The sequence below is a fragment of the Argonema galeatum A003/A1 genome (genome assembly GCF_023333595.1).
Classification (GTDB): Bacteria; Cyanobacteriota; Cyanobacteriia; order Cyanobacteriales; family Aerosakkonemataceae; genus Argonema; species Argonema galeatum.
The window spans coordinates 51,804-78,441 of the sequence record NZ_JAIQZM010000005.1 but is presented as its reverse complement, the minus strand read 5'-3'; the positions used below and the strand labels follow the sequence as shown (position 1 = coordinate 78,441).

The 26,638-nt window shown below is 46.2% G+C and carries 17 protein-coding genes; 8 read left to right on the top strand and 9 right to left on the bottom strand.

Annotated features, from left to right (window positions below):
• Nucleotides 1-220 precede the first annotated feature (220 nt).
• Nucleotides 221-1,090: a GUN4 domain-containing protein gene (locus LAY41_RS07685; RefSeq protein WP_249095968.1), complete on the bottom strand. Its 870-nt coding sequence runs from the start codon at nucleotides 1,088-1,090 to the stop codon at nucleotides 221-223.
• A 209-nt stretch (nucleotides 1,091-1,299) separates the two neighbouring features.
• Here LAY41_RS07685 and LAY41_RS07680 point away from each other — a divergent pair, with 209 nt between their 5' ends.
• Entirely contained in the window at nucleotides 1,300-2,691 is a 1,392-nt protein-coding gene (locus LAY41_RS07680; protein ID WP_249095966.1) for a helix-turn-helix domain-containing protein, read from the top strand.
• Nucleotides 2,692-2,916: 225 nt separating this feature from the next.
• Here the strand turns inward: LAY41_RS07680 and LAY41_RS07675 are convergent, their stop codons facing one another.
• From LAY41_RS07675 to gifA, 6 genes are all read right to left on the bottom strand, one after another.
• Nucleotides 2,917-7,122, bottom strand: coding sequence for a S8 family serine peptidase (locus LAY41_RS07675; protein WP_249095963.1), 4,206 nt, complete (start codon nucleotides 7,120-7,122; stop codon nucleotides 2,917-2,919).
• A gap of 715 nt (nucleotides 7,123-7,837) precedes the next feature.
• A complete protein-coding gene (locus tag LAY41_RS07670) occupies nucleotides 7,838-8,209 on the bottom strand; it encodes a HetP family heterocyst commitment protein (RefSeq protein ID WP_249095960.1) in 372 nt (123 codons plus the stop codon).
• Between the two features lie 868 nt (nucleotides 8,210-9,077).
• On the bottom strand, nucleotides 9,078-11,600 hold the full coding sequence (locus tag LAY41_RS07665) for a GH116 family glycosyl hydrolase (RefSeq protein WP_249095957.1): 2,523 nt from the start codon (nucleotides 11,598-11,600) through the stop codon (nucleotides 9,078-9,080).
• Between the two features lie 131 nt (nucleotides 11,601-11,731).
• Entirely contained in the window at nucleotides 11,732-14,002 is a 2,271-nt protein-coding gene (locus tag LAY41_RS07660; RefSeq protein WP_249095954.1) for a GumC family protein, read from the bottom strand.
• A 114-nt stretch (nucleotides 14,003-14,116) separates the two neighbouring features.
• Nucleotides 14,117-16,588 (bottom strand): SLBB domain-containing protein, encoded by a 2,472-nt coding sequence (locus tag LAY41_RS07655; protein ID WP_249095952.1) that lies wholly within the window; start codon nucleotides 16,586-16,588, stop codon nucleotides 14,117-14,119.
• Between the two features lie 334 nt (nucleotides 16,589-16,922).
• Nucleotides 16,923-17,093, bottom strand: coding sequence for a glutamine synthetase inactivation factor IF7A (gifA, locus tag LAY41_RS07650; RefSeq protein WP_476726978.1), 171 nt, complete (start codon nucleotides 17,091-17,093; stop codon nucleotides 16,923-16,925).
• A gap of 286 nt (nucleotides 17,094-17,379) precedes the next feature.
• Here gifA and LAY41_RS07645 point away from each other — a divergent pair, with 286 nt between their 5' ends.
• Nucleotides 17,380-17,757: a histidine kinase gene (locus LAY41_RS07645; protein ID WP_249095949.1), complete on the top strand. Its 378-nt coding sequence runs from the start codon at nucleotides 17,380-17,382 to the stop codon at nucleotides 17,755-17,757.
• Between the two features lie 467 nt (nucleotides 17,758-18,224).
• On the opposite strand, the gene ctpA is transcribed toward LAY41_RS07645, so the two are convergent.
• Nucleotides 18,225-19,466, bottom strand: coding sequence for a carboxyl-terminal processing protease CtpA (gene ctpA, locus LAY41_RS07640; protein WP_249095946.1), 1,242 nt, complete (start codon nucleotides 19,464-19,466; stop codon nucleotides 18,225-18,227).
• A gap of 105 nt (nucleotides 19,467-19,571) precedes the next feature.
• On the opposite strand from ctpA, the gene LAY41_RS07635 reads away from it, so the two are divergent.
• From LAY41_RS07635 to LAY41_RS07620, 4 genes are all read left to right on the top strand, one after another.
• Entirely contained in the window at nucleotides 19,572-21,119 is a 1,548-nt protein-coding gene (locus LAY41_RS07635; protein WP_249095945.1) for an ATP-dependent DNA helicase, read from the top strand.
• Nucleotides 21,120-21,149: 30 nt separating this feature from the next.
• Complete coding sequence (locus LAY41_RS07630; protein WP_476726977.1) at nucleotides 21,150-21,455, top strand: DUF2839 domain-containing protein; 306 nt, start codon at nucleotides 21,150-21,152, stop codon at nucleotides 21,453-21,455.
• A 318-nt stretch (nucleotides 21,456-21,773) separates the two neighbouring features.
• Nucleotides 21,774-22,127: a DUF1815 family protein gene (locus LAY41_RS07625; RefSeq protein ID WP_249095943.1), complete on the top strand. Its 354-nt coding sequence runs from the start codon at nucleotides 21,774-21,776 to the stop codon at nucleotides 22,125-22,127.
• A 426-nt stretch (nucleotides 22,128-22,553) separates the two neighbouring features.
• Entirely contained in the window at nucleotides 22,554-23,285 is a 732-nt protein-coding gene (locus LAY41_RS07620) for an FHA domain-containing protein (RefSeq protein ID WP_249095940.1), read from the top strand.
• 162 nt (nucleotides 23,286-23,447) lie between these two features.
• Here LAY41_RS07620 and recA read toward each other — a convergent pair whose 3' ends face one another.
• Complete coding sequence (recA, locus tag LAY41_RS07615) at nucleotides 23,448-24,527, bottom strand: recombinase RecA (RefSeq protein ID WP_249095938.1); 1,080 nt, start codon at nucleotides 24,525-24,527, stop codon at nucleotides 23,448-23,450.
• A gap of 336 nt (nucleotides 24,528-24,863) precedes the next feature.
• Between recA and xseA the strand changes: the two genes are divergently transcribed.
• Entirely contained in the window at nucleotides 24,864-26,153 is a 1,290-nt protein-coding gene (gene xseA, locus LAY41_RS07610) for an exodeoxyribonuclease VII large subunit (protein ID WP_249096338.1), read from the top strand.
• Nucleotides 26,150-26,386 (top strand): exodeoxyribonuclease VII small subunit, encoded by a 237-nt coding sequence (gene xseB / locus LAY41_RS07605; RefSeq protein WP_249095936.1) that lies wholly within the window; start codon nucleotides 26,150-26,152, stop codon nucleotides 26,384-26,386. Before xseA ends, xseB begins: the two co-directional genes overlap by 4 nt.
• Nucleotides 26,387-26,638 lie beyond the last annotated feature (252 nt).

The window sequence follows — 26,638 nt, the reverse complement described above, 5'->3', positions numbered from 1 at the left end:
GTAGAAAAGATTACTCCGTTAAAACGGACTTGCGCTATTAGCCAGGGGTTTTAACCCCTGGCGGGTGAAAACTTTGGTGCAAGATCTGAGTTATAGCTAATCGCTTGGCTTGCTTTAGGTATATCACTTCAGCACAGAAACCGGGTTTTTTCAAAAAACCCGGTTTCTGAGACTGGTGCAAGTTATCAGTTTTAACGGATTTGCGCTATTAGCCAAGGGTTTAAACCCCTGGTGGGTGAGAACGTCGGTGCAAGAATGAGTTAGCGCTGATGGTTTGGCTTGCTTTAGGTATAGCACCTAGTATCGAGGTTTTTTTAGGAGTATTGTCATCAACTAAACCAAAAAGCGTACCAATATTTTTCTGTACTTTATTTTCCTCCTCTAATTGTTTTTGTCTCTGCTTCCTTTCCATTTCTTCTCTCTCTAATCTCTCCTTCCTTTCTCTTTCTTCTTTAGTTGCTGCACGGTGAATCAAATAACCGGCCCCAGCAATGGCGGCGGCTCCCAATATGAAAGGTGCAGCAGGAGTTAGTAATCCTAAAATACCAGCACCAGCGGCACCAGCTGCGCCATCACTGGAATGTTGATGAGGAGGATGAGGGTGAGGTTGATGGAAATGTCCTTGATGAGATAAAGATGAGTGACGTTTCATCAAACTGTGCGCCAAACTTCTTTTTCCTTGCCAAAAATACCATCCACAGTAAGGTAAGTGTCCTTTTGGTGCAGTTTCCGAAAAAGAGAGAGCAGACCAAGAACCTCCTTTATACCACCCGACATTAGTAATAAATTGCTGATAACTTTCGCGCTTATAAATGGTTTTTTGCACACTAAAACCAAAGTGAGAGTTGCTATACTGTCGCCATAATCGATCAATTTCATTAAGTTCTTTAGCAGGAAACTTATCAATATTAATGTAGATATAGCCGTCGTCATCGAAAAGGCAAGATATCTCCATCATTAAAACTCTTGTCAGGTTATTAGCCTCTTTCCAATCCTTGGCTGTTAGCTTTTCTTTTAGCAAAGCCTTTAATTGGGCTTGGTTTTTGCCAAGATATTCACTCTGATACAAAATTATCTCATACAAATCCATAAAACACTACCTCGCTTTTGTCAAATGCGATCGAGCCTGCTTCCCTAATTTTATTTAGTCAATTTTCCCCTTGTCCACTCAAAATAGTAGACTTTAGCACCCAATTTTTCTAAGTATCCTGAAAAAATTTAGTAGGATTTGGTACAATTCAGTTGACAAAGTAGGATTTGGTAGGATACAGTAAACTAAATATATATCTGTATCTAAGTATGAAGAATATTGAAGATGTGTTACATTGGGCTGATAATTTGATTTTTAATGATACCGGAAAACATCTCACATCTATACAGGAAGCAATACTAACAGGCGTTTGGCAAAGACAAAAATATCCTCAAATAGCTAAAGATTATAATTGTAGTGAATCTCATATTAAAAAAGAAGCTGCTAAGTTATGGGAAAAGCTGGGTGAGAAATTAGGAGAAGACCTCAATAAGTTTAATTTTCGTTCTAAGTTAGAGAAAAAAAATAGAGTTTCTCAAGTTTCTCATTCAGGCGACTGTTTATTACAAGAAATTGATATTAATATTTGTAATCAATTTATCCAAAATATTAACGATAGACAAACGCGATCGCACTCTCACCCTGACTCCCCCCAAACCAAAACTCAATCACCAATCATCGATATAGCAGACGCACCAGAATTAACTTGCTATTACGATCGCACTTCCGAACTATCCACCCTCAAGCAGTGGATTTTGCAAAGACGCACGCGCTTAATTACCATATACGGCTTAAGTGAAATTGGCAAAAGTGCGATCGCAGTCAAACTCATCGAACAAATCCAAACCCAATTCGATTATATTATTTGGCGAAGTCTCAGTAACAATACCACCCTTTCAGCACTGCAAACCGATCTGAAACAATTTTTTTCCCGATCGCAACAAACCCCATTACCCACAGTTATCGATTATTTTCGATCCTATCGGTGTTTAGTCATCCTTGATGACGTGCAGAATATTTTTAGAAGCGGTCAATTCGCAGGTCAATATTTAGCTGGATATGAAGATTATGGCAAATTATTTAAACAAATTGCCACATCATCTCATCAAAGTTGTTTAATCCTCCTCAGTTGGGAAAAACCCAGAGAAATTACTACTTTAGAAGGAGAAAACCGACCCACACGCACGTTACACCTCAAAGGGTTAGGAGAACAAGCAGAAGAAATATTGAGAGAAAAAGGATTAACTGATGAGGAACAATGGTCGGAATTAATCACCCTTTATCAAGGTCATCCTTGCTGGTTAAATATCATAGCTTCAACAATACAAGATTTATTTAACGGTAGCGTATCCCTGTTTTTAGCAGAGCAAAATGAGATATTTTTAGGTGACTTAGAACCACTTTTAGAATCTCACTTAGAGCGTTTATCGGAGATAGAAAAACAGGTAAGCTACTGGTTAGCAAGTCAAGATGAAGCTGTAGATATTTCCCAACAACCAGCAGATAGCACATTATCCAAATCCGAATTTTGGCAAGCTATCCAATCTTTAGGGCGACGCGGCTTAGTCGAAAAAGTGCAAGTAGGAACGCGATCGCACTTTCACATCAATCCTGTATTCAAACCATACATCCAGTCCAAGTCAAATCTTCTCTTTGATTAGCGATTACAGCGCCTTTCAGATGAGTGAGGTACTTAGAAACCCGGTTTCTTGAAGAAACCGGGTTTCTAAGGGCAATACCTTCGCCATTTGTTTGTAGGTTGTGTTGAGGCACGAAACCCAACCTACAAAGCTACAAAGAAATGGGTGAACTGAACACCCAGAAACCCGGTTTCTTGGAGAAACCGGGTTTCTAGCCCACTAAGAGTAAGTTAATCAATCGGCGTTTTAGGCAAAGATGAAATTGGAGCTATTGAGAGAACCTGCCTGAATATTTTTTAAGATCGCTAGTTCTTGACTCAAAGCACTAATTCGCGTATCGTTGCCACTTTGTACGAAAGACAGATCAGCAAAGCTGTCTACTCCCGGTAGACCACCTATACCGATCGCATCGCCAACCAACTCGAAATCTGCGATCGTATTAACAGAATCGGGAAATGCTGCCATTGCCATCCAGAATTGGTCTGCACCCGCGCCGCCACTCATGAGATTGTCGCCATTACCGCTAAACAAGATATCATCGCCGTCGCCGCCAAACAACCTGTCGTTGAAGCTACCGAACAAGATATCATCGCCGTCACCGCCGTAGAGTCGGTTTCCGCCGAAACTTGCGGAAGCATCAACGATATCATCGCCATCACCAGCAAAGACGATCGCAGGGGCATCAAAAATGTTAATCTCATCATCTTCAGGAGTGCCAAATATGGGTCCACCCGGTTCTCCTGGTTCTCCTGGATTGTCGCCAGTCTGCTTGTTGCCAAAATTAAGACCTTCAACAATATCGCCAGGGCCGATTTCCGCAGTATGGAAACCCGGTAAAAGGTTGCCTTCGCTATCCGTGAGAGAGAAATTGTCAATTAGCAACCCGGAATCAACGACACTATCTGTCACGTCCACAACCCCGACACCGACTTTGTACGTTCCCGAATTGGTGAAAGTGTAGGAGAACGACCCAAAATCGGTCATTTCAAAGAACGAGGGGGCAGAAGAAGGTACGAAATCACTATTCGTGCTGGCTAGTGTGTTTGCACCATCCGATGCGATCGAGATAAAGGCAAAATCGTTGTAGATGCTGGGTGTTCCCTCGTTGGTAAAGAAGTTCCAATCGAAAGTTAATTGAGAACCAGCTTCCACCGTAACCGTTTGTTGAATTGCCGAACCTTCCGTAGCGTTACCATTGCCCAAGTCGTCCAAGCTTCCAGGAGTTAATTCCAAGAAAGTTTCCAGTTCCGCATCGCTTACGGAACCAAAGGCATTGGAGATCGAAGCTTGATATGTTCCTTCAGTAGGGCCAGAACCAAACGCGGCTGTCTCAATGCTTGTAACGCCCGTAGTTTCCCAACTGCTGAAGTCGCCAGTTTCAAAACCTGCATTAGATGGAGCGCCGGGATAAGTCTGCACCCAACCATCTTTTAGCACTTCTGCAACATTGTAGGTTCCCAGGTCTAGATCCGTGAATTCATACTCGCCGTTGGCGTTAGTAACGGTAAATTCTTCACCAGCATCCAGCTGACCGTTCTGGTTTTCATCTAAAAAGATTGTCCAGTTTGCCAGTCCAGATTCACCGGCATTTAACTCACCATCACCGTCAAGGTCGTTCCACTTAATACCGTGAATCTCACCTGGTAGCGCTTGGTTGCCAAAGTCGATATCGCTAGCAATCTCGCCCGGATCGAGGTTTACCGTGTGCGTACCATCTCCATCTGGGAACGTTTGCTCCCATCCCGGCTGCTGCACCTCCGCCACAGTATAAGTTCCCGCTTCCAGGCCAGTGAAGATATAATCGCCGTTGGCATCGGTCTGAGTGTTCACCTCGGTAGTGCTTAAGTTAAGTGACCAACTGTTCAGGGTGCCAACGTCGCCCCCCAGGTCATCCGTAATTTTCAACGTCCAGGTGCCGTTGGGATCTTCACCATCGAAAGCAGCTAGAAGTTCTTCTGGTTGGAAGCTGCCGGTAAACGGCGCAAAAGTCGCAGTAATTGGCGTGGCAGCTTCGTCATCCAAGGTAGTATTGCTGAAGTTGTCTGCGCTACCGCCTACATCGGTGAAAAGTTCGATCTCGGTGCCTGATGAACTGACGAGATATACATCTAAATCTTCATCCCAAGTGTGGGTGATGTCCAAGGTGACGTTTACATCTTCTAACGTACCGCTCAAACCGCTCACATCCAGGTCAGAGGTAACGGTGTTATTATCGGCAATCAGCTTCGGAATATCGCTTGAACTTACATTGTTAACCTCTTGATCTAGAACGCCGTTGTTGTTATCGTCCAAATAAATCGTCCAGCCTTCCAGCCCGGACTCGCTGGGGTCTTGCACGGCGTCGCCGTCTAAGTCATTCCACTTGATGCCTTTAATCAGACCAATGCTGCTGTCCCGGTTGCCGAAGTCGATGCCCTCAACAATTTCATCCGCTTCTACAGTTACCGTGTGCGTACCATCTCCCTCTGGATAGGTTTGCTCCCATCCCGGCTCCTGCACCTCGGCGACGGTGTAAGTGTCCGGTGCTAAGCCGGTGAAGGAATAGTTACCGTTGACATCGGTTTGAGTGGAGGGTTCTGGAGTCGCTATCTCAAGCGACCAACTGTTCAGGGTTCCGACATCAGCTCCCGCGTCGTCTATGACTTTCAACGTCCAAACACCGTTGGGATTTTCACCATCCAAAGCGACCAGAAGTTCTTCCGGTTTGTAGCTGCCGCTAAATGGAGCCAATCCCGTAGGAATTGAGGTGGCTGCTTCATCATCCAAGGTGGTGTTGTTGAAGTTGTCTCCACTGCCGCCTACATCGGTAAACAGCTCGATCTCGTTACCTGATGGGCTGGTCAGATAAACGTCTAAATCCGAGTCGTAAGTGTGGTTAATGTTTATCTTGACGTTTACGTCTTCTATTGTCGGGCCTAAGCCGCTGACTGCTAAGTCGGAGGTAATTGTACTCAGGTCGGCGATTGTCTTGGGAATGTCGGTTGAACTTAGGTTGTTAACTACTTGATCCAGGACATCATTGTTATTTTGATCTAAATAAATCGTCCAGCCTTCTAGTCCGGGTTCGCTGGGGTCTTTTACGCCATCAACATCTAGGTCGTTCCATTTGATGCCGCTAATTGTACCCGTACCGACTTCTGCGATCGCTCTGTAGGCATTCAGTCTGCCCCCGGTAAGGGTTTTTCCGTCCAAGGCTGCCACTGGATCGACCGAACCCAGAATTCGATTCTTAACTTCCTGGCCGGTCATGCCAGGATTTTGAGCCCAAATCAAACTAGCTACGCCAGATACGTGGGGAGTAGCCATTGAAGTCCCGCTGTAGGTATCGTATCCACTGCCGTAAGGAACGGTGCTGTATATACTAACACCGGGCGCACCCAAGTCTACGGTTGTGGCACCGTAATTAGAAAATCCAGCTAAGTTGTCGTTATGATCTGTGGCAGCAACCGAGATGATATTATCCAAGTCGTAGCTGGCAGGGTACGCTGGAAATATATTGTTATTCGATGCCTCATTCCCCGCCGCCGCAACAAACAACTGTCCAGTATTACCTGCTGCTGCGATCGCATCATACAGCGCCTGAGAATAGCCACCACCTCCCCAACTGTTGTTGGTCAGCTTCGCACCCATCAACGTGGCATATTCCACTGCCTGAACGGCACCGAAAGTGTCTCCAAAACCACCAGCGTTCAGGAACTTAAGCCCCATAATCTGGGCATCCCAACTAACGCCTGTGACGCCGACGCCGTTATTCCCTCTACCTGCGATCGTCCCCGAAACATGGCTTCCGTGTCCATTGTCATCAAAGGGATCTCCGTCATTATTTACAAAGTCATATCCGTGGATATCATCCACATACCCATTGCCATCATTATCAATCCCGTCGGAAATTTCCCCCGGATTCGTCCAAATATTGTCAACCAGATCGGGGTGATTGTAATCCACACCAGTATCAATCACACCAACTACTACATCAGAGCCAGTTTGAAGATCCCAAGCTTCTGCCGCGTCGATGTCAGCATCAGGGGTTCCGCCTGTCTGTCCGGTATTATTTAATCCCCAAAGTTGGTTAAAACTCGGATCGTTGGGAATTGTTGCATTTATCGAAACTACAAAGTTGGGTTCGATATATTCGATCCGAGAATCGTTACGGTACGTCCCAATCGCCTCTTCAACGGTGATTCCCTTAATTTCCCAAAGTTCAGTGTCAAGAGTTTCGGTTGTCGCGACAACTGCGGCATTGAGGTTTTCTTTAAGAGTTCTAACATCGGTTGCCGAAATCCCTTCTTTAAACTTAACGATCAGTTGCCTAGGGACGTATTCGGCACGTTGCACAAGGCCACTATCATCAGGTTCTTTGGGTTTATCTAAATCTTTGCCTTTATCCAAGATTTGGGATTTATCTAACTCTTTGAGATCGTCACTCAGTTTGTTGTCAAAATCGGTACTCATATTTCGATCCTCGTTTTTTAGGTAGCCCTTGGTTTTTCAAGAAAAATGTGAATCTTTTCTCCCATTTGGCCGCAGCATTTTACTTCACAGCAAGACTTTTATTGCCTTAGCTTGAAGTTCATTCATAGGCTTTCAATTCTGAAAGCCTTAACTAACTGTATTTTTTCTGCACAAGAAAGCCGCTTACCGAACTTTAGGAATAAGTTCACATTCAAAATTCTTGTGATTTAACAATAACCTAGCTAACCCGATCAGTATTGCCAAAATGGCATATTTATAATTCTTTAAGAATTGTGACCCAAAACACGAAAAATATTGCTACATAGCAATATTTTTCGTGTAATACCAAATCCGATTGTTTTACCCCCCTTTTCTTAAAGCCCGCGTAGGCGGGCTTTGTTTGTGTAGCCCCACCCTTTAGGGTGAGGGTATTTTCAAATGAAAAATCCCGGTTTTTTTGGCTATGCCTACGGCACGCACTCAGCGGAGCCCCTACATACTCTTGTAGGCTGAAGGGAGTAAGCCGGGACAAATTTGCGTAAGTTTTGTTGACGATTAAAAACGAGACAGTTGTTTGAGAACTGAATGAAAATTTGAAAGGAGATATTTAAAAGTAGCCGAAAGTTTGCTATCTGCAAACTGAATAAGTTTGCTTATCATAAAGCAAGAAACCAACTGGAAATGTATTTTCATTCAAAGTTGTCTTGCTCGGTCACTAATTAGAATGACCGTCACCTACCGATGGGTGCTGTTCGTTAACTGTTTTTAAGCAACCCAAGGCTGTAATCTTGCTTAGATACTTTTGTGAGGTTATATCATCAAACCCAGACCCAGAACGTTGGCTATCGATGTTTATATTATCTGTTTTATCTCTGACCGAGTTGCCAAGTTGGCAGTTTTCTTTGAGCAATCGATTGTAAGTCCGGTAGGGTATGTAGTGTAGCGGGTTGTAGCCAGCAAAACGCAGAATCAAAACACAAGCCCAGGAATACTTCCCAGCGTGGATGGCTTCCTCAATCTGAGTAAATTTTTCAGAACTCATAGCTTTGTCAAGTTTTGTGTTGGTATAAGAAACTGGTTGAGTCATAGCGTTCACCTTTTTATGTAAAGCGGAATTTATCTGTGTGGTACGGGTGTGACTGTGGCTATACAAATTGCACCTATGCAATCTGACGACCTAGCTAAGCAGCTATGCTTGTAGAAGCTTAGGACTCATAACAGATAGAAGCTGAGATTTCCGACACTCTTAGCCTTGGTGCAAAATCTCAGATAAACGCGCATGAGCCTAAGCGAGTTTTTGACCGCCAAATCGAGCATTTAGCAGGTTCTCTCAGCGGTTTTCCGAATGCCAGCGCAGGTTTTGTTTTAGCGCCGCAACTCGACGGTGCCAGTTTGCGTAAAATTTCTACCAGTCAAGAATTTTTTTTGCCGATGCTGAGGTAAGGATGTCGCGTGAGTATCGGCGCGGGAACGGCGTTGCCACCAAATTTAAAATATCCATGCTCACCCTTGGTACTATCACTGAGGGTCACTACAAAGCACGGCAGGTGGTTTCCGTAAATCTCGCTACTTTTAGTAGACTGCTGCATAAATAAATTGGTTCCCCCAGCACCCAGGTTTCGCTTTTGGCCAGTTTGGCTAAAAAATCCCTTAATTAGCTGTATTAATCCTAGTAAATTCACGTAACCATTGCAAAAGCAAGAGCTAAGTCTTCATAGAATCTTTAATCAAACGCGAGAATATCTTCATAGAATCTTTACAGGTACGTTGTTGCGCTTTAGCGCTCAAAGAGCGCTAAAGCGCAACAACGTACCCAAAAACTTGAGTTATAGCAACCGCTCTCGTCAGTTAGGACGTTCTTAATTCCACCAAACCATTGATTCTAGTCCCTTCTTCCCCTAGCCCCTAGTCCCTAGCTATAAGTAGATAAAACCTCTGTAGACGTGGATTTGGTGTTAGTTCTGAAAATCTGTCAAAACGCCGTAGATTGCCCAGATTGCCATTGGTCGGAGGTAGTGACTGGCACGGAATGTACCGACAGCTGTAATGGCTTCTGGCGTCCGAAATTGCAGCCCGTTATCATAAATTTGTCTTACCACGGCTTCTGTAAGCTGGAATGCTTCAGCTTTCATTCCCATCTGGACGAGAAAAGCAGCTAGACCGAAATTAATTCCAGTCCAGACTTCCAGAGGATGGGTAGCGTCGGGTTTTTCGGCAGAACCATCAAGTTTGACACCGTTAGCAGCACCTATCTGACCGTTGTGGAACTTCAAGAAGCAGGCTTCGTAAACTGTTTTTAGGGCGCTGAGCGCACATTCGGCTGGTACAATGTCAGGTAATCCCAGCAAGCGAGCGTAGAATTGGCCGCACAGCTGGTCTGCCATCACTACATCTGAGCCGCTTTCGCTATCGAGTTTGTAGTACTGACCGTTCCAGAGTTTTTGCTGATAAAGCTCGATCGCTTTCTCTAACCAACTCTTATAAGTATCGATCGTTTCTTCAATATTATTGTTACCTACACCCTTCCCCTCCTCTACTCCTACTCCCCTCCCCGTAGACGGGGAGGGGTTGGGGGTGGGGTTCCTGTCGTCCCCATAGACGAAGTGGGATTCTTCCTGTTTTCCTAGAATATTGCCGATCGCGATCGCAGCTGACAGCGCCGCCAACCACAACCCACCGCAATACGCACTTACTCCCTTTAGTTGCCAATCATCAAAAGTCTGATCCGGCGCACCAGAATTTTCTGGAATGCTATCCCCATCTAGATCGAAGGTTTTCAGATAAGCAAGTGTCTGGACTACGCTGGGCCAGCAATTCCTCAAAAACTCGACATCTGTTTTACCAGTAAACACAAAATAGCGATAAACCTGTAAAACAAAATCACAGGATAAATCCTTCCACAAGTTGCAATCTTGATAGCTGGTGTAATTAGTCTTTTCCCAAGGATGTTCGTTCGGCGCACCCAAATCGTGGGGGGTTGCACCAGTAATTTTACGGATAGCCGATGCTTGGTTGTAGCCAATAATTCGGGGCGTGCGATCGCCACTCTTAATTGCCCTTGAGTATGCCTCTAAAACCGCTTTTTCCAATTTCGGCCAGAACATAAGCACGGGAAACGAGCCGTACAGCCGCACATCCAGACTTTCGTACCAACGGTAATCCAAACACTCCAACACCGCAAACTGACCCACCGGATCGCGTTCGTCTGCCGCACTCCAGAGAGTACCACCGCTGGCGAGGTCATAAAGCTCGTTAAACAGAGCCATTTTAAACCAAGACGGCAAATCCTCGCGATCGAGAATCGGCTGCTGCCAAGCTTGTATGCGCTCTCTCCAAGTCTCGTAGTGCTTGAGAGCGGTACGAACCATTGACCAAGCATTCTTACCGTTGCGACCAAAGAAATCTGTATAACGTCGGTAATATTCAATCCCAGCAGCAAATTCCGTGACTGGCAAATCCCAAGCTAAAATAAAGGGAATTTTGCGAGTTTTGCCCGGTCTGATGGTGAAACGCACAGCTAGAGCGGCTCCTATCTGTTCCCCAGTCACAGCAGCCAATTCATTTTCGCGATCGCTTAACGAACCATCCGCCCCAAAACTTTGCCAGATATCCGAACCATCCCCAGCCGGATTCCAGCGAGTGTGATAAAACACTTCCAAGCTGGGATTACTGAGAGTAGCTAGAGCCCACTGTCCTTCCCCTTCCCCGACATCATAGATATCAGGGCGAAATCGGTCTAACAGACAGCCGTGCCGGTGTTCATTTTCAACCCACTGATTAAAATTGCCCGTGCTATCCCCCAATCGCGGTTCGTACTCATAAACCGGACTGCCATCATCCCGAACAGATACCTGTGGCGTCTTATTAGCATTAGTAAACCAACCCACCATATTCTGCCAAGTCAGCATAATACTAATAGTAATTGGCTTGTCAGTAGGATTGTGGACAGTCCATTCAAAAATAGCGATAGGGTACGAGCTTTCCTGATAATTTCCCGGCCAAATTGGAGAAAACTGCTCGCAAGTCAGATCTGCTTGAAATACCCCTTCATAAACAAACCAACTGCGCGGATAAAGAGCGTAATAATTTCCCGTAGAAGCTAGAGAAGATTGGGTATTTCCTGTCCCCACTTCCAGAGAAGCTGGATACCATTTCCACGCAGATAAAGTGCCATCTGCTGGCGGTTCGGTACACAGAGCGTAAGCTTGCTTGCTCAGTCCTGTCTCCTCAAAAACACTAAACTGGCAAGCAGGGAAGTTCTGGAAGGTATGCTCTCCCCCATCCAAGTGCCAGAGGTTAAAATCACCTCGTGGCGATCGACCAATGCAACCAGATCCAAAGCCACCCAAAGTAGCTCCGTGCCAAGGGCCATCATCTAGATTACTTTTAGAGCGAACTTTATAGGGCTTCTCCCAACCTAGACCGATGGGGCGCTTCCAGGCACAGTTAGGAATTTCTGGTCTGTTGTCATTAGTCATTGGTCATTAGTAATTAGTAATTGGTCATTAGTCATTGGGCTAGGGGAAGAGAGGAATTTTAGATTTTAGATTTTAGATTTAATTTCAATCTTCTCCCTCTTCCCTCTTCCCTCTTCCCTTTTCCCTCTTCCCTAGCCCCTAGTCTCCCCTGTCTGAGTGTAATAGCGATTGTAGGAATCGTGCCAGTGAACTGCGTTCCTTTTAACTCCATTAGCAACCATACCTAAAACAGGTGTGCCAGACATTTTCAATCCCTCTATGGTTTGCATCAACGAGTAACGATCCGTCTTGCCAAGTCCCACAACCAGCACCACTCCATCTGTAGTAGTACCCAGGATGTTAGCGTCTGCGAAACCGAGCAGAGGAGGAGTGTCATAAATGATTAAATTGAAAGCTGTCTGGAGTTGCGCCATAATATTCTGCATCTTTTCTGATGAAAGCAGTCTAGTTGGATCTGGTGGAACTTGACCGGAAGTCATCACAAATAGATTCTCTTCCACAGGAGATTGCTGGATAACATCATTTATATCTAAATCTTCTGCGGAAATAAGATTGCTCAACCCCCTCATGTTAGTCAAACCAAACCTTTCATGAACTTGGGGACGACGCAAATCTGCATCCACCAACAACACCCGCTGCCCCATAGCTGCTGCAGCTTGGGCTAAGTTCAAAGCTACTAAAGTTTTACCCTCTGCAGGTGTAGATGAGCTAATAACTAAAGAGCGGATAGGCAAATCGGAACTGAGCAGGCGGACATTGGTGTAGAGAGAGCGAAATGCTTCCACAAATGGAGAAGCGTTATACCGCCGTAAATTTCTATCAGCAGGCGCAAAATTTGGATTTTCTCCCGCAAGTATCCGGGCTGTTTCGGCGACAGGAACGAGTTTTTTGACTGATTTGTGAAACGGAACAATACCCAAAATAGGCATTCCACTTTTCTCTTTGAGGTCATCAACAGAGTGAAATACACTATCGAGCATTTCTGCTAACCAAGCTGCGCCAGCACCTAATATCAACCCGGCAATTACCCCCAGCATAATATTGCGATACTTACTAGGAGAAATAGCAACAGCAGCTTCGGGAGTATTAATTAGTTGCCAAGGAGTAGCTTTTTGGGCTGCTTCAATTTCCAGAGATTCCCGGCTTGATAGAAATCGGAGTAAGCTCTCAGTAGAAACCTGTAATTCTCGTTTTAGGTCGGTGTATTCACGCGCCCTGATTGGCATTTCTTTAAATTCTCGAATCAATAAAGCTTCAGCTTGATCTAGGGCTTTGTTCCGAACTTCTAAAACTTTAATTTGGTTGGTAGTCTCGACAAATTGCTGAGTCAGCGATAAGCGAATAGAATTTTGGTATGTGAGTCTTTCTCTGTTAACCGTAGCGGCAGACAAGTTGTTTCCCAAAACTCTTTGCGCCTCTTTGTTAATTAAGGGAAGCAATTTTTCCCTTTGCTCTTTGAGAGCTAGGATGGTTGGGTTTTCTGCTGTGAATCTGACTGACTCAACCGCAAGTTTAGTTTCTACGTCCTGGAATTCTGTGAGTAATTTTTGGTAGCGAGATGCTTCCGAAAGAGCTGAAGCTAAAATTGCTTCATTAGGCTGTAGTCCCAACTGTCCTTGCAAGGTTCCGTAGAGCGATCGCATTTCATCCAGTTTCGTTTTAGTATTGCTCTGCTCTTGAGAAATGCTGTTCATTCGCCCGGACAATTCTTGAGCTTTAGTTTCCGGATCTATGAAGTTGTACTGCTGTCGAAACTTTTGCAATCTTGCCTGTAGAGTGTCAACTCGCAGCCGTAAATTCGGCAACTGCTCTTGCACGAACTGAATTCCTTCGCGGACATCGCTTTGTCGCTCTGTCCGACTGTAGGATAAATATCCGTCAGCTACTTGCTGCAAAACATCATTAATTTTTTTAGGATCGACATCTTGGTAACGCACCTCTATAATCTTAGTTTGTCCCAACCGGGTAATTATTAAATTACCGATGAGAGATTCGTAAGTTATTTCTGGATACTTAGCTTTAATCTTCTCAACAATAGGAGTCAGAACGCTGGGACTGCGTAAAACCTCAGTTTGAGTATCGTAATCCAATATGGAATAGACGATCGCGCCGAAAGTTTGAGCAACCTTAGTTTCAGCCGTGATAGGTTCTACTAGCACCCGAAAGCTACCAATATACTGCGGCTGACTATTCCAGGTTCGCATCCCAACTGTGGAAGCTACTCCTATAGCCACAGTTGCAACGACTAGGAATCTGCGGCGTAAAACTCCCCAAATCTGACGCAGATCTAGTTTGCTGCCCTCCTCCTCATAAGGCTGTTCTGAGTAGATATTGGGCAATTGCTGAAACTGTCTGCCATTATGATTAGGTACTATCGGCTGAGCATACGGTTTAATTTTCATTTTAGCCTCTATCTATTTATTGTTGAAGTGCTTGGAAATTTTTAAATTGAAGAATTGCAGATTTAAAATTTATTTTGAATTGACAATTTTAAATTTTAAATCTGAAATCTAAAATTATTGAAAGTTTCCGAAGATTCTGAAAAAGTTGAATAGCGAGAAGAAACTACCTACTGGATTTAAAATTGTACCCAAAGTGTCGGAGATACCAGCTATGGTAGAGCGACGCACGACGATCACGTCGTTATCCCGGAGTGTAGGGTTGCCTTCCTCACTAATTCCTTTGGCAAAATCCACTTCCACACCTCGTCGAGAAACTGTACCGTTTGAGTTAAGGCGAAGCAAGTCTACGAAGCTTTTGCGAGCGCGATTGTTAAATCCTCCTGCTGCTAGGACAGCTTGGTTCAACGGTGTATTGGGTGGCACCTGTACAAGCCCTGGTCTGACTACCTCTCCAACCACATTGACTCTAATCGTAGCGGGAGAAATACTGGCTTGGGCTATTTGGGCTGCTTCTGCTGGGTTGACATCGGTGGCAACAGGCACAAAAATTGTATCTCCCTGCTGTAATACCACATCTTGAGAGCGATCGCCCGACTGCAACAGCTGCCAAAAGTTAACGCTTAGCGTTTGTTGATACCCCGCTCGCGTATTTCGGCGCACCTCAATGCGGCGGATATCAGCAGATTGAGTGATTCCCCCGGCCAGTTGAACCGCCTGGGACACGGTGGGTAGCCCAGCGAAAGAAGGTAGGGAACCGGGTGCCCCAGCTGCCGGTCTAACCGTCTGAAGGGTGTAAGTACCGGGACGCTGCACTTCCCCTACCACGGCGACATTCAAAGGTTGAGATGGATCGGCTGCAAAGCTGGAAGATGCTATATCGAGGGATTGCGCTACATTGACCTCTCTGCTCGTTGGAACAACAATTGTATCTCCCTCTTGCAAGTACAAGTCCTGACGACGATCGCCCCCCCGCAACAACTGATTAAGATCCACGCTGGTGAATTGTTCTGTACCGCTTTGAGTCAGTCGGCGAATCTGTATTTGCCCGATATCAGCCGATTGCGTAGTTCCCCCCGCAACTTGAATCGCCCGCGACAAGGTAGGCAAAGCACCTGCTTGAGCTGCCTGAACGGTATAAGGGCCAGGACGAGTCACTTCACCGGCTACGACAATATTTATGGGTTGAGGTTGAGTGGGAGCATAAGTTGCTCTTGCTATGCGAGCCGTTTCTGCTAGGTTTATGGTGGCTGTGGGGGGGATATAGATGGTATCTCCCTGTTGTATGATTAGGTCTTGGGAGCGATCGCCTGCCGCCAATAGCTGCTCCAGATTTACCGTGATGGTTTGCATTCCACCGCCTCGTCCAGTCCGGCGTACCTGAACTCTACTGAGATCGGCTGATTGGTTGACTCCTCCGGCGATTTGAATTGCCCGCGACACGCTGGATTGGGCTCCGCTTGCATCTGGCGGGATTAGCTGGGGACCGGGACGAGTTACTTCGCCTGCTACGACAACATTCAAAGTTTGAATTTGGGTGGGAGCTAAGCTGGTGTTTGCTGTTTGAAATGCCTGTTGTAAGTTTATGTTGGCTGCGGTTGGCACAACAACTGTATCTCCCTGTTGTAATATCAAGTCCTGAGTGCGATCGCCCGCCTGCAACAACCGATTGAGATTCACAGCGATGCTTTGTACTCTGCCGCCTCGCGTGGTACGCCGTACCTGCACCCGGCCCAAGTCGGCAGATTGAGTTAGTCCTCCAGCCACTTGAATTGCCCGCGACACGCTGGGTCTTGCCCCGCTTTGATCTGGCAGAACTACCAGAGGGCCGGGACGAGTCACTTCCCCAACTACGACTACATTCAGCGGTTGATTTTGAGCGGGAGCGAAGCTAGCCTCTGCTTTTATGGGTGCATCTGCCAGGTTTATGTTGGCTGTAGGGGAAATAAAGATGCTGTCCCCATCCCGCAAAGTGATGTCTTGATTGAGGTCGCCTCCTCTTAGCAATGCAAAGAGATCTACGTTGATGGTTTGCGTTCCACCGCGTACTACGCGACGTACCCGAGCGGCTCGCAGGTTAGCCGATTGAGTAATGCCTCCTGCAAGGGTAAGCGCCTGCGTCAGCGTTGGCTGTTGCACAGCTCCACCTGAGGCGGTTAGGGGAATGATGTAAGAACCGGGACGATTAACTTCTCCTGATATCGCCACTTGCAAGGGTCGCGGCGCTACCAAACTGACGGTAACGATCGGGCGTCTGAGGTAGCGGGCATATCGATTGGAAATTACGTTGGCACCTTGTTCGAGCGTAAGTCCCTGAAGCGACACGCTGCCAATCAGAGCCAGATTTACGGTGCCATTCACCAAGATCTGGTATTCCCGACTGTATTCGGGGACGTTGAAGATATCCAGTTGAATGCGATCGCCAGCTCCTAAAGTGTAAGCTCTTTCGGCCTGTACCGAACTGGTACGACCTCGTGGTGTCTGAGCCAAACTGGGAACCGAGTAGGCTAGAGGGAATAAAGCCAACAGGATCAAACCCATAATAGATTGGCGTACTTTGCTGGAATCTTTAAAACCTGCACCAACCATAAACTTTTTCCAAATTATTCAAAAATGCCAACAAACCACCCTAGTTTATCTAGTCCATGCTGCCACACCTTACTGGTCATTGGTCATTGAGTAGTGCTGAGTGGGAAAATCTTCTTCCCTCTTCCCATAGCCCCTCTTCCCCGCACTGACTTTCGCCCCAAAAACTTAAAGGCGTTTCTTCCTCACGAAGAACGCCCTGTTTGTCGATTATAAGTCATCAAGAATTGTTAAATTTTCGCTGAGTGAAAAATCTATCCCTCCGCCCGATCGAAAAAATTGCAAATTCTAACTTGTTATTTGACAGCGCCTAGCGTAGAGCCGCATTGCTGCCATCTTAGCTTGCCCGAAAGCTGGGATTTGGCTTGCCTTGGGTATTGCTCAAATCGTCTCCATCAATCGGCAAACCAACTTCAGCCGCTGCACGTCCCAGCATGGCTTGCTGCCGATTCTTAACTAGATGGTGATGACGCAGCATCAGGGCGCGGGCTTGTTCGTTAGCAGACATAGTAGTTTCTCCTGGTTTTTTCAAACGCTTTGTTGTCTTCATTAATTAATCTATCATAAAATTCTGTAACTTTAGCTACAAAATCCTGTTTTTTACAAAAATTTACATAAAATTTCAGGATCGGACTACGCACGGATAGAGCAATCTGTGTTCTTCTTCCCCGTTGTCTCTCCCACTCTCCCACTCTCCCGCTCCCCCGCTCCCCTGGAGCCCCTTTTATTTGCCTCTACCGGAGTAACAGAGAAGGACGCTACCCTGGATAGGGAAACCCGTATCTCCAGAAACAATGCCTACACCTTGTCACATCGTTGTAGAAGGCAACCCTGTAATCGTCTACGCCAGCAGAAATGGCGCACCTAATAAAATCCTGCCCATCCTCCAACCCTTTCTAGAGAAGTTCTGGGAAGAAAGAGACACCTGCGGAGAATACTGCGATACTCCTGAGTGCTTAGTAGCTCAGATTGTCGTTAGGTTCGGCTATGAGATTTGCGAAGATGATTTTTCTAACTTGAGAGTTGGCGTCAACTACGACCCGAACGTTGAATATATCTATTCGATCGGATTGGATCGTACAATTAACGTTTGGGTTCCAGAAACTGAGTATCGCAGCAATCCCAGTTTGGAATTAAAAGGCTGTCGTCAATTGGCCAATCAGCTTTGCTGAGTTGCGATAGACAATGTGGAAGTTTTAGACAACTGGTGGCGATGAAACGTCACAAACCCGCTGCAATGGCGACTTCGCGGCGGGTAGTTCAAATGCTTTGACTAAGAATTTGAAATTTTAGATTTTTTTTGTTCGTAACCCAAGTTGCTAGTTATTAATTTTGAGGGATTTTTCAGGCTGTAGGGTGCGTCAGATCGCAGAATTTTGGATACGATCACTAATTTTATCGGTCTGACGCACCCTTGTCAAACACAAGAAACCGAGTTTTTAGCTCTCAAAGTTTTCTAAGTAGCAACTTGCGTTAATAGCAAAAAACAGCAAAGCTTTCAAGAACTAATTATTGTGCCACTAAGTTTAGCCCAGACACAGTAGGCAGAGCCTCGCTTATCAAGCGGGCTATTATTCTTTAGTAGTTGGGTTTTAAGTAAAATATTTTACTTAAAACCCAACTACTAAAGCTGGAAACTTCATTTTAAAGAAGCATTGGCAAGAACAGCCGGAGATGTCAACAATTCTAAGGCTGCTTGATATTGACTATCTGCCTGTGTAGCAAATTGGTTCGGGGCAATCGGTTCCCAGGTGACAACTCGGTCGGGCATAATACCCAACTTATTGATATCGTGATGGTTGGGAGTTTCATACTTGGCAACAGTCACTGCCAATCCAGACCCATCCGACAAGTCAAACAATGATTGGATTAAACCTTTACCAAAGGTTTTTTCGCCTACTAGGAAAGCGCGATGGTTATCCTGCAAAGCACCGGCGAGAATTTCGCTGGCACTCGCAGTTCCCCGATTGACCAAAACTACTAGGGGATCTTTGGTTAGGGCGGCATCTGTGGCATCAAAGCTGCCGATGATTCCTTGTCGGTTTACTGTATAAACGATCGTGCCTTTATCCAACCAGTAGCGGGCAATTTCGATCCCTGCTTGCAACAAACCACCTGGATTGTTCCGCAGGTCTAGAATGTAGGCATTTGCTCCTTGTTGCTCTAGGCGTGTTATGGCGTTTGCGAACTCTTTAGCTGCATTAGCGTTAAATTGATTGAGGCGAATGTAGCCAACGGCGATACTGTCTGAATCCCCTCGTAATTCTGCAAACACTGGATTGAGGGCAATGCGATCGCGTACCAGTTTAATTTCTTGTGGTTCTGTCTGACCTCGTGCTACTGTGAGGGTGACGGAAGTCCCTATAGGCCCACGCATACGGGCAGCAGCTTCGTCAAGGCTGATATCCTTTGTTGGGACACCATTAATTTCCAAGATGCGATCGCGCGGTTGAATGCCTGCCTCCTGGGCCGGTGAACCAGCAATAGGTGCCAAAACTTGTAAGTCGCCGGTTTCTTCATCCAGGGCAATTTGCAGCCCTACTCCTGTTAGCTCTCCAGAAGTTGTTACTTGTAAACTGCGATATTGACTGGGCTGGAGATGTCGCGTAAAAGGATCGTCTAGACTTGCCAGCATTTGCCTAATTGCGGCGTAAGTTTCCTCTCGATTTTTCAGCGGTTCCTTTATAACCTTTTGCCGCACAAACCACCAGTTTTGATCGTTGAATGTGTCATCAACATACGACTGGTTGACAATTCGCCAGACTTGAGTTATCAATTTTTGTTCTTCTGTGAAAGCCGAGGCAGGCGGGGTCCACCAGCCCAAGAAGAAAACAATTGACACGAATAGCAGAAGTCCAAGCCGAAAGAAGCGATTTTTCATACCACAAATTTTAGAGATTATTTTACATAGGTTTTACGCATTTTCGCAAAACAGTCTTCCGAAGCCTGTGTCAGACTGAAAGTCAGTACGAGAATTATTGAACTTGTGATTGAGGTAGAAGTTCACAACTCACTACGAGCCTTCCTGCGATCGCTAGGAGCAGCATACTGGCCCCATCATTTAACGATGGCAAGGCTAGTGGCACGCGCCTTGCGATTGGGGCGCAGCGCCCTGATTCAGGTGGGATTTCCGGCGGGCATCAACCAGCGGTATCGCCTGAGCTATTTGGCACCAGCCTTGATCTGGCCGGGGCCAGTCATTCTGGTAGCCACCGAAGCCGTGCAGCAACGTCTGCTCAAGGTGGAAATTCCCCAGTTGCTGGGGTGGATTCGCAATCCGAAGGCGATCAGAACTGGCAATGCTTTGCCTGATGCGGATTTCCAGGGACTGTTACTCACCACGCCAGAAGCTTGGTTAGCCGATCGGCTGACAACGCAAGAGTTATTTGGCACTGGTATTCCTACGATTGTAGACGGCGTTGATGATTTGGAAGTTTGGACTCGTAACCAGCTGACTGCTGCGATCGAACCCAAGGACTGGGACCAACTGATGTTGGCGAAACCATCCCAGGCGAGGGCAATTCGCAATGCACGGGTGCAACTGACAAGGGCGGTGTTCCAGCATCCCCCCAATCCCTACGAATGCTGTCTGATGGAAGCGCCAGAACAAGATATCTTGAGGCGTTTGTATCGTGAATTAGGAAATCAAGATGAAGCAGAGGGAAATATATCGCCTGCTGACTTAGATTTACCAAATGTCTGGAAAATTTTTTGGCAGCAATTTCAAAGCGATGGACAGCTAGTTTGGGCTGATATTGCCCGCCGCCAAGGTCAGTTTTCTTTGTATTGCGGCCCAGTGGATGTGGCTTCAAATCTTAGCAGCATCTGGGAGCAACAGCCGGTGGTTTTAATCGGCGGTGCTTTGGAGTTGGAGGCAGAGGCTCCTATGTATCGCCAGCGCTTGGGGTTGGGAGATTTAACTTGTCTGAAGTTCTCTCCAGATCGTCAAAATGAATTGATTCATCTGTATCTGCCAGATGGACTGCCTATGCCCAATACGCCACAATTTCAAGCTGCTCTCCTGTTGGAAATCCGCAGACTGCTGATTGTTAGTACTGCAGTTAGGGGAATCACGGTTCTGTTAGTGAGCGATACGCCGCTCAAGGCTCAGGTGGCTGCGGTTCTGGCATCTGAATTTGGTTCGCGGGTTCAGGTGGAAAAAACTTGTTTGGATGATAATGGCATCTTGGTTACAGGTTGGGAATTTTGGCTGGCGCATCAGGATGTCCTACCGGCACCTCTTCTGTTGGCGATCGCAACGTTACCCATTCCCTCTTTGGAAAATCCCCTGGTGGCGGGTCGAGTTGCCTACTACAAGCAGCAGCGTCAGGATTGGTTTCGCCTGTATCTGTTGCCAGAAGCTCTTACCTCTCTGCAACGAGCGATCGCACCCGTGCGAGAAACCCAAGGCGCTCTAGCCCTGCTAGATAGCCGTGTCATCCACCGCAGCTACGGTCAACAGGTACTGGCTGCTCTGGGGCCTTTTGCCAGAATCAATTATTTAGACCTCAACCTTTTGAGTTCCGACCGCTAATCTAAATAGTCGATTGACTGCTAAAAAATTTTGTCTATAATTGTATTCTTCTCAAAAATCTGGTCATCACCCGAACATAAAGGCTATCATCAAGCCAAAGTTAGATTTTATTACTTTAGAGTTATGGGCGAAGCAAAGCGGCGTAAAGCCACACTCGGAGAAAAATACGGCCAAGAATCCTCCCTGGGCCGATGGTTACCAGTTACTAAATCTCAAGCAGAAGCGTTTGTTCAGTGGACAACTCGTGGTGCTTGGATTGGTATTGGCCTACTGGTTGTTGCCTGGGTTAGTGTCCGATTCATTGGCCCTGCCCTGGGTTGGTGGCAAGTTAATTAAATCTTGCCTAAAGATAGAAAATTTAGACATCTGGGCGCAGGAGGCTTAAGAAAATCTGTATTTTTCTGCCTAGCCTGTTGCCAAAGTCTTTCTTTGGAAGGAACTGGATTTATCATTTCGCGTCTAGGATGCAGTGGTGTCGATCGTAATGTCACTCTTGATACGTTGCCTTCGGCGATCGGTCGGTTAAGCTAAAACAAAGCAGTTAGTCGTCCAGTTTAAAGGATTTGTAGCCCTTTTGACCAACCCCAGAATGTCTGAATTATTAAGAAAATGTAAAACAAGTCTACAATTAGGTTTGGTGGTTGGAGGATAACCGTGTTTATTAGACTTGCAGAGCAACACCGCCAATTTGTTCAAGATCTAGTGATGAATCTTCAAGCGCTGGCGGTCGTCCTAGAGCGTAGAGGATACCTCGCTTCTTGCTATACCTGCGGCGGCCAAATGACGAGCGCCTCCTTTATGGTTAGTTTGGGGGACAGTCATTTGATTCGATTTTTGGTATCGGATTACGGCATCACTTGGACAGAGATGCGAGACGATCGGGAACTAATGAAGCTAGAAGGTGCAGAGGCCATCTCTCAGCTACAGGAACTGGCTGATTTGGTTAAATACCAATTTGAACCCTCGGAGCCTTGTGCTGTCAGCGCCAAAGCAGATTCCAAACGTTGACAATGAGATTTGCCCCTTTTCCACTTCCTTATAAGCGTGGCAAAAGCCCTTTGGCTAAAGCCACAATCAAGTTTTTTTTGGTATAATCGATAACTGAAAAAAATAGGGTGGTGGGTCATTCGATTTGGGATTTTCGATTTTGGATAATGGAATTGACCCGACTGATGAATCCGGGGGTTTCCGAGTTGTTATGCTTTTGTTCAAAGAATAACATTTTTATTCCTCTGCCCCTCTGCTCAAGAGCCCCCCTGCTCCTCTGCTGAAGTAGCATAGTAAATACGCAAAGGCCATGTGCGGTAGTTCGCTTAATAAAAATTAGGAAAATTTAAAAAAATTTCAGTAATTGTGCGGGACTCACAGAAGCTTAAATAGCATAACTTAAAAAGTAGGGAAACTGCGCTCCTGGAGTCGTCTGAAGGTATGGAATTGGAAAAACGCCTCGGGTTATACCAGGTATTTTTAAGGATTTACGAGCATAATCACGGTTTACTGGATGAAATTCTCCAGTTAGAAAACTTATCCTCTCCATCTCTAAGGGGCTTTACACCAGCTTACGTACAAGGCGTGGTGCAGGGGCAGCAAGCTTATATAAACACCAATTTGGTTGAGGGGAAAACGCAGCGGCTATTTCAGCCTCAGAGAGTCTGGGTTATTGGGCGCGATCGTCGTATTGCCTTATCAGTTCGGGATCAATGGATGTCTCGTCGCCACGCCGTTATTCAGTACGTCCACAACGAAGGTTTTTACTTAGTTGACCTAAACAGCACCAACGGTTCCTTTGTCAACGGCGAACCCGTCTTCAAGCGCGTACTGCTCCAAGATGGCGATCGAATACGCCTGGGGAGTTTAGCCATTTCTTTTTTCTTCGGTCAGACTTGTCAAACAGTGGAGGCAGTATCCCCAGAGCTACTGGCTCAAATCAACGGAATTACACAGCCTCAAAGGGCACCAATAGCAGATCCCATGTTCACATCGATTTTAGAGGAGGAGCCATTCCTTGCCAAACCCCCAAAAGATACATCTACGATCGACAGACAGAAAGCCGCTTCCGAAAATATAACCTCACCATCTTCTTTGCCGCACTTGAGCGCATCTGAGCGCTCGGAGATTTTAGACCGCTTTCTCAGCAGTCGCCAGACGCCTGTGGAGAAAAATTGAGTCAATCGATTTTGGATTTTAGATTTTGGATTTTGGATTCTAGGATAATGGAATTGACCCCAAGGATGAATCCGGGGGCGACCAAACCAATAATTTCCCGCATAATAACAGGAGAGTGGAAGAAGACTAGCCTTCTTCCACTCTCCTGTTTGGTTTTTAGGGTTATTCTACGTCCTCTAGCATCTCTTCTTCCTCGGATATATCGCTTGGATGCGCCACCGAGTTGGCAGAGACTACGGCTCCCTTATCTAGTTTTTCGCGGATCTGCTGCTGAATTGCTTTGCCAACTGGGGCATTCTCATCTAAATACTTGATGGCGTTGTCTCGACCTTGGGCGATATTTTCACCATTGTAGCTGTACCAAGCTCCTTTACGGATAATCACGCCGATCTCTTCGGCAATGTCCACAATACAGCCCATAGTGGAAATGCCTTTGCCGAAGATAATGTCAAACTCGCCAATGCGGAAGGGGGGAGCGATTTTATTTTTGGCAACTTTGACTTTGACGCGGATACCAAATTCTTCTGCGCCTTTTTTCAAAGTTTGAATGCGGCGAATGTCCAGTCGCACTGAGGCGTAGAACTTGAGCGCGTTACCGCCGGTGGTGGTTTCTGGGTTACCGTAGGTGACGCCGATTTTTTGGCGCAGTTGGTTGAGAAAAATTACGGTACAGCCCGATTTACCGATGTTGCCCGTGATCTTACGCAGGGCTTGGCTCATCAAGCGAGCCTGTAAACCCATGTGAGAATCACCCATATCGCCTTCAATTTCAGCGCGAGGCACCAGCGCCGCTACGGAGTCAATCACTACGACATCAACTGCCGCAGAACGAACTAGCTGATCGACTATTTCTAAAGCTGATTCGCCATTGTCCGGTTGCGAAACGAGCAGATTTTCAATATCGACGCCCAGGGCAGCGGCGTAGGTCGGATCGAGGGCGTGTTCGGCATCGACAAAGGCGGCAATGCCACCAGATCTTTGCACTTCCGCGATCGCGTGTAGCGCCACTGTCGTCTTACCTGAACTTTCTGGGCCGTAAATTTCAATTACCCGTCCCTTCGGTAAGCCACCACCCAGGGCTAAATCTAAAGTTAGTGCGCCGCTGGGGATGGTTTCTACCCTCATCCGGGTGGCATCTCCCAAGCGCACTATGGCTCCTTTGCCAAATTGTTGCTCAATTTGCTTGAGTACCAGGTTTAGGGCTTTTTCTTTGCCAGCCGTATCATTTGTTGCAATAGCCATTTGTGCCTCTAAAATAGGAGGTTTAAAATTTGGTAGTCTGGGAGTAAGGACTAGAACATATATACTATTCTAGTTTACACTTCCCCGACCGTACTGAAATGTCCCAGGTTGTTTAATCTATATTGGTCATGACTTACGCACTAGCCCCCCAGATTTGGGGGAAGTCAGCTTCCTGTTCCCCCCAGATTTGGGGGGCAAGGGGGGCCAACAAGAAATATTGGTTAAGTCCTGTTTGTTTTAGGGTGGTTATGATATTTAATCGGAGTGTAGCACCATCTGACGAACATATCTGCTGGTTTAAGCTTTTTTAAGTTCCTCCCCCCGATCGCACTTGTGATGACTTCGTACCTTTCCGATACTCTAATTCCAGAGACAGCTTTATCAGTGGGCGGGTTGACAGACTATATCCAGAGTTTGTTAGAAGAAGATGACCACCTGCGGCAGATATGGGTGTTTGGAGAAGTCTCCAGTGCCAACCGACATCCTAGCGGGTTGTTTTTCACGCTGCAAGACTCAGACGGGAAAGCGACGATTCGCTGCGTGGTGTGGACTAGCCAACTCGGCAAACTGGTACAGACGCCAGTGCGCGGGGAACAGCTGATTATTTTGGGCAGTATCCGTCTCTATCGTCAGCGGGGAGAGTATCAGCTGACTGTTTGGCAGGCTTTTCCGGCGGGGGAGGGGTTGCAAGCGTTGCGTTATCGCCAACTGCTCAAGCGTCTGGAAGCAGAAGGTTTATTTGCCCAGGAAAGAAAGCGTCCGCTTCCTTCTCATCCCCAAACGATCGCTGTCGTCACCTCACCTTCTGCCGCCGCTTGGGGGGATATACGGAAAACACTAAAATATCGATATCCGGGATTGCACGTACTGTTTTCACCGGCTCAAGTGCAGGGGGATGGGGCACCAGCTTCTATTGTGGCAGCGATCGAACGGGTAGAGCGGGATGGTCGGGCGGAAGTAGTAATTTTGTCGCGGGGAGGTGGTGCGGTTGAGGACTTGGGCTGCTTTAATGATGAAAGGGTGGTGAGAGCGATCGCTCTGTGTTCCATTCCGGTTATTACTGGAATTGGTCATCAGCGAGATGAATCTTTAGCTGACTTGACGGCTGATTTCTGCGCTCATACTCCCACAGCTGCGGCTGAGCAAGTTGTGCCGGAACTGACCAATCTAATTGTTGAACATCAAGAGCGAATTGCTGCATTCCATGAAGTTGTAAATCGGCAATTAGAAATAGCTCAAGATAAAATGGAACAGTTGCGAAATCGCTTGCGGCGACTGCGGTTAGACAGACAAGTTCAGCAAGAAACTCAGTCGCTTAGTTGGTTGCGTCAACGTTTGGTGCAAGCAACAACCCAGCGATTTGAGCAAGCTAACCAGCACTGTCAGCTATTATCGCAAAAGTTGGAAACTCTCGATCCAAAAGCGGTACTGCAACGCGGTTATGCGGTAGTCCGACAAGAAGATGGAAGTATTGCTCGTTCTGCTGCTGGTTTAAAATTAGGGCAAGAATTGTTGATTCATCTGGGTGAGGGTCAGGTTAAAGTTAAAGTTATTGAGATTTTGGATGAAATTTTAACCACCAAGACGCGAAAGACAAGAAGAAGATTAAAGAAGGATGATTTATGATTAATTCTACGGATATTTCATTTCAGAATGATTGGAATTACGAAGATAACGTCGCCAAAATTGAAAACATAGTGGCTGAAATTGAATCGGGTAAGTTAGAACTGGCTGAAGTTTTTGAAGAATTTGCGGCTGCTGTTCAACACTTGCGTCAATGCGAAACTTTTTTGCAACAGCGACGACAACAAGTTGATTTGTTGATTGAAACGCTGGTGGATGAGCCAGAATCTTTTTAAGGCATAAGATACGATACATTAGCATATCACGCCTGGAAGACATAAGCTGATCTAATCATTTGTTGTTAGAGAAGGGCAATGAAACAAGCGCGATCGCTAAAACAAAAAAGTCACCTTGGTTGCTTGTAAGTAATCATTGCTACTTAGTATAAGGCAGGAAGTTTCAACCCTATAAGCGATATGAAGAGTTTCAGTTTATCTGAAAGTAACGGATGCTACAGGGAAAATAGAGTATTTAGCTTCTTCTAGATA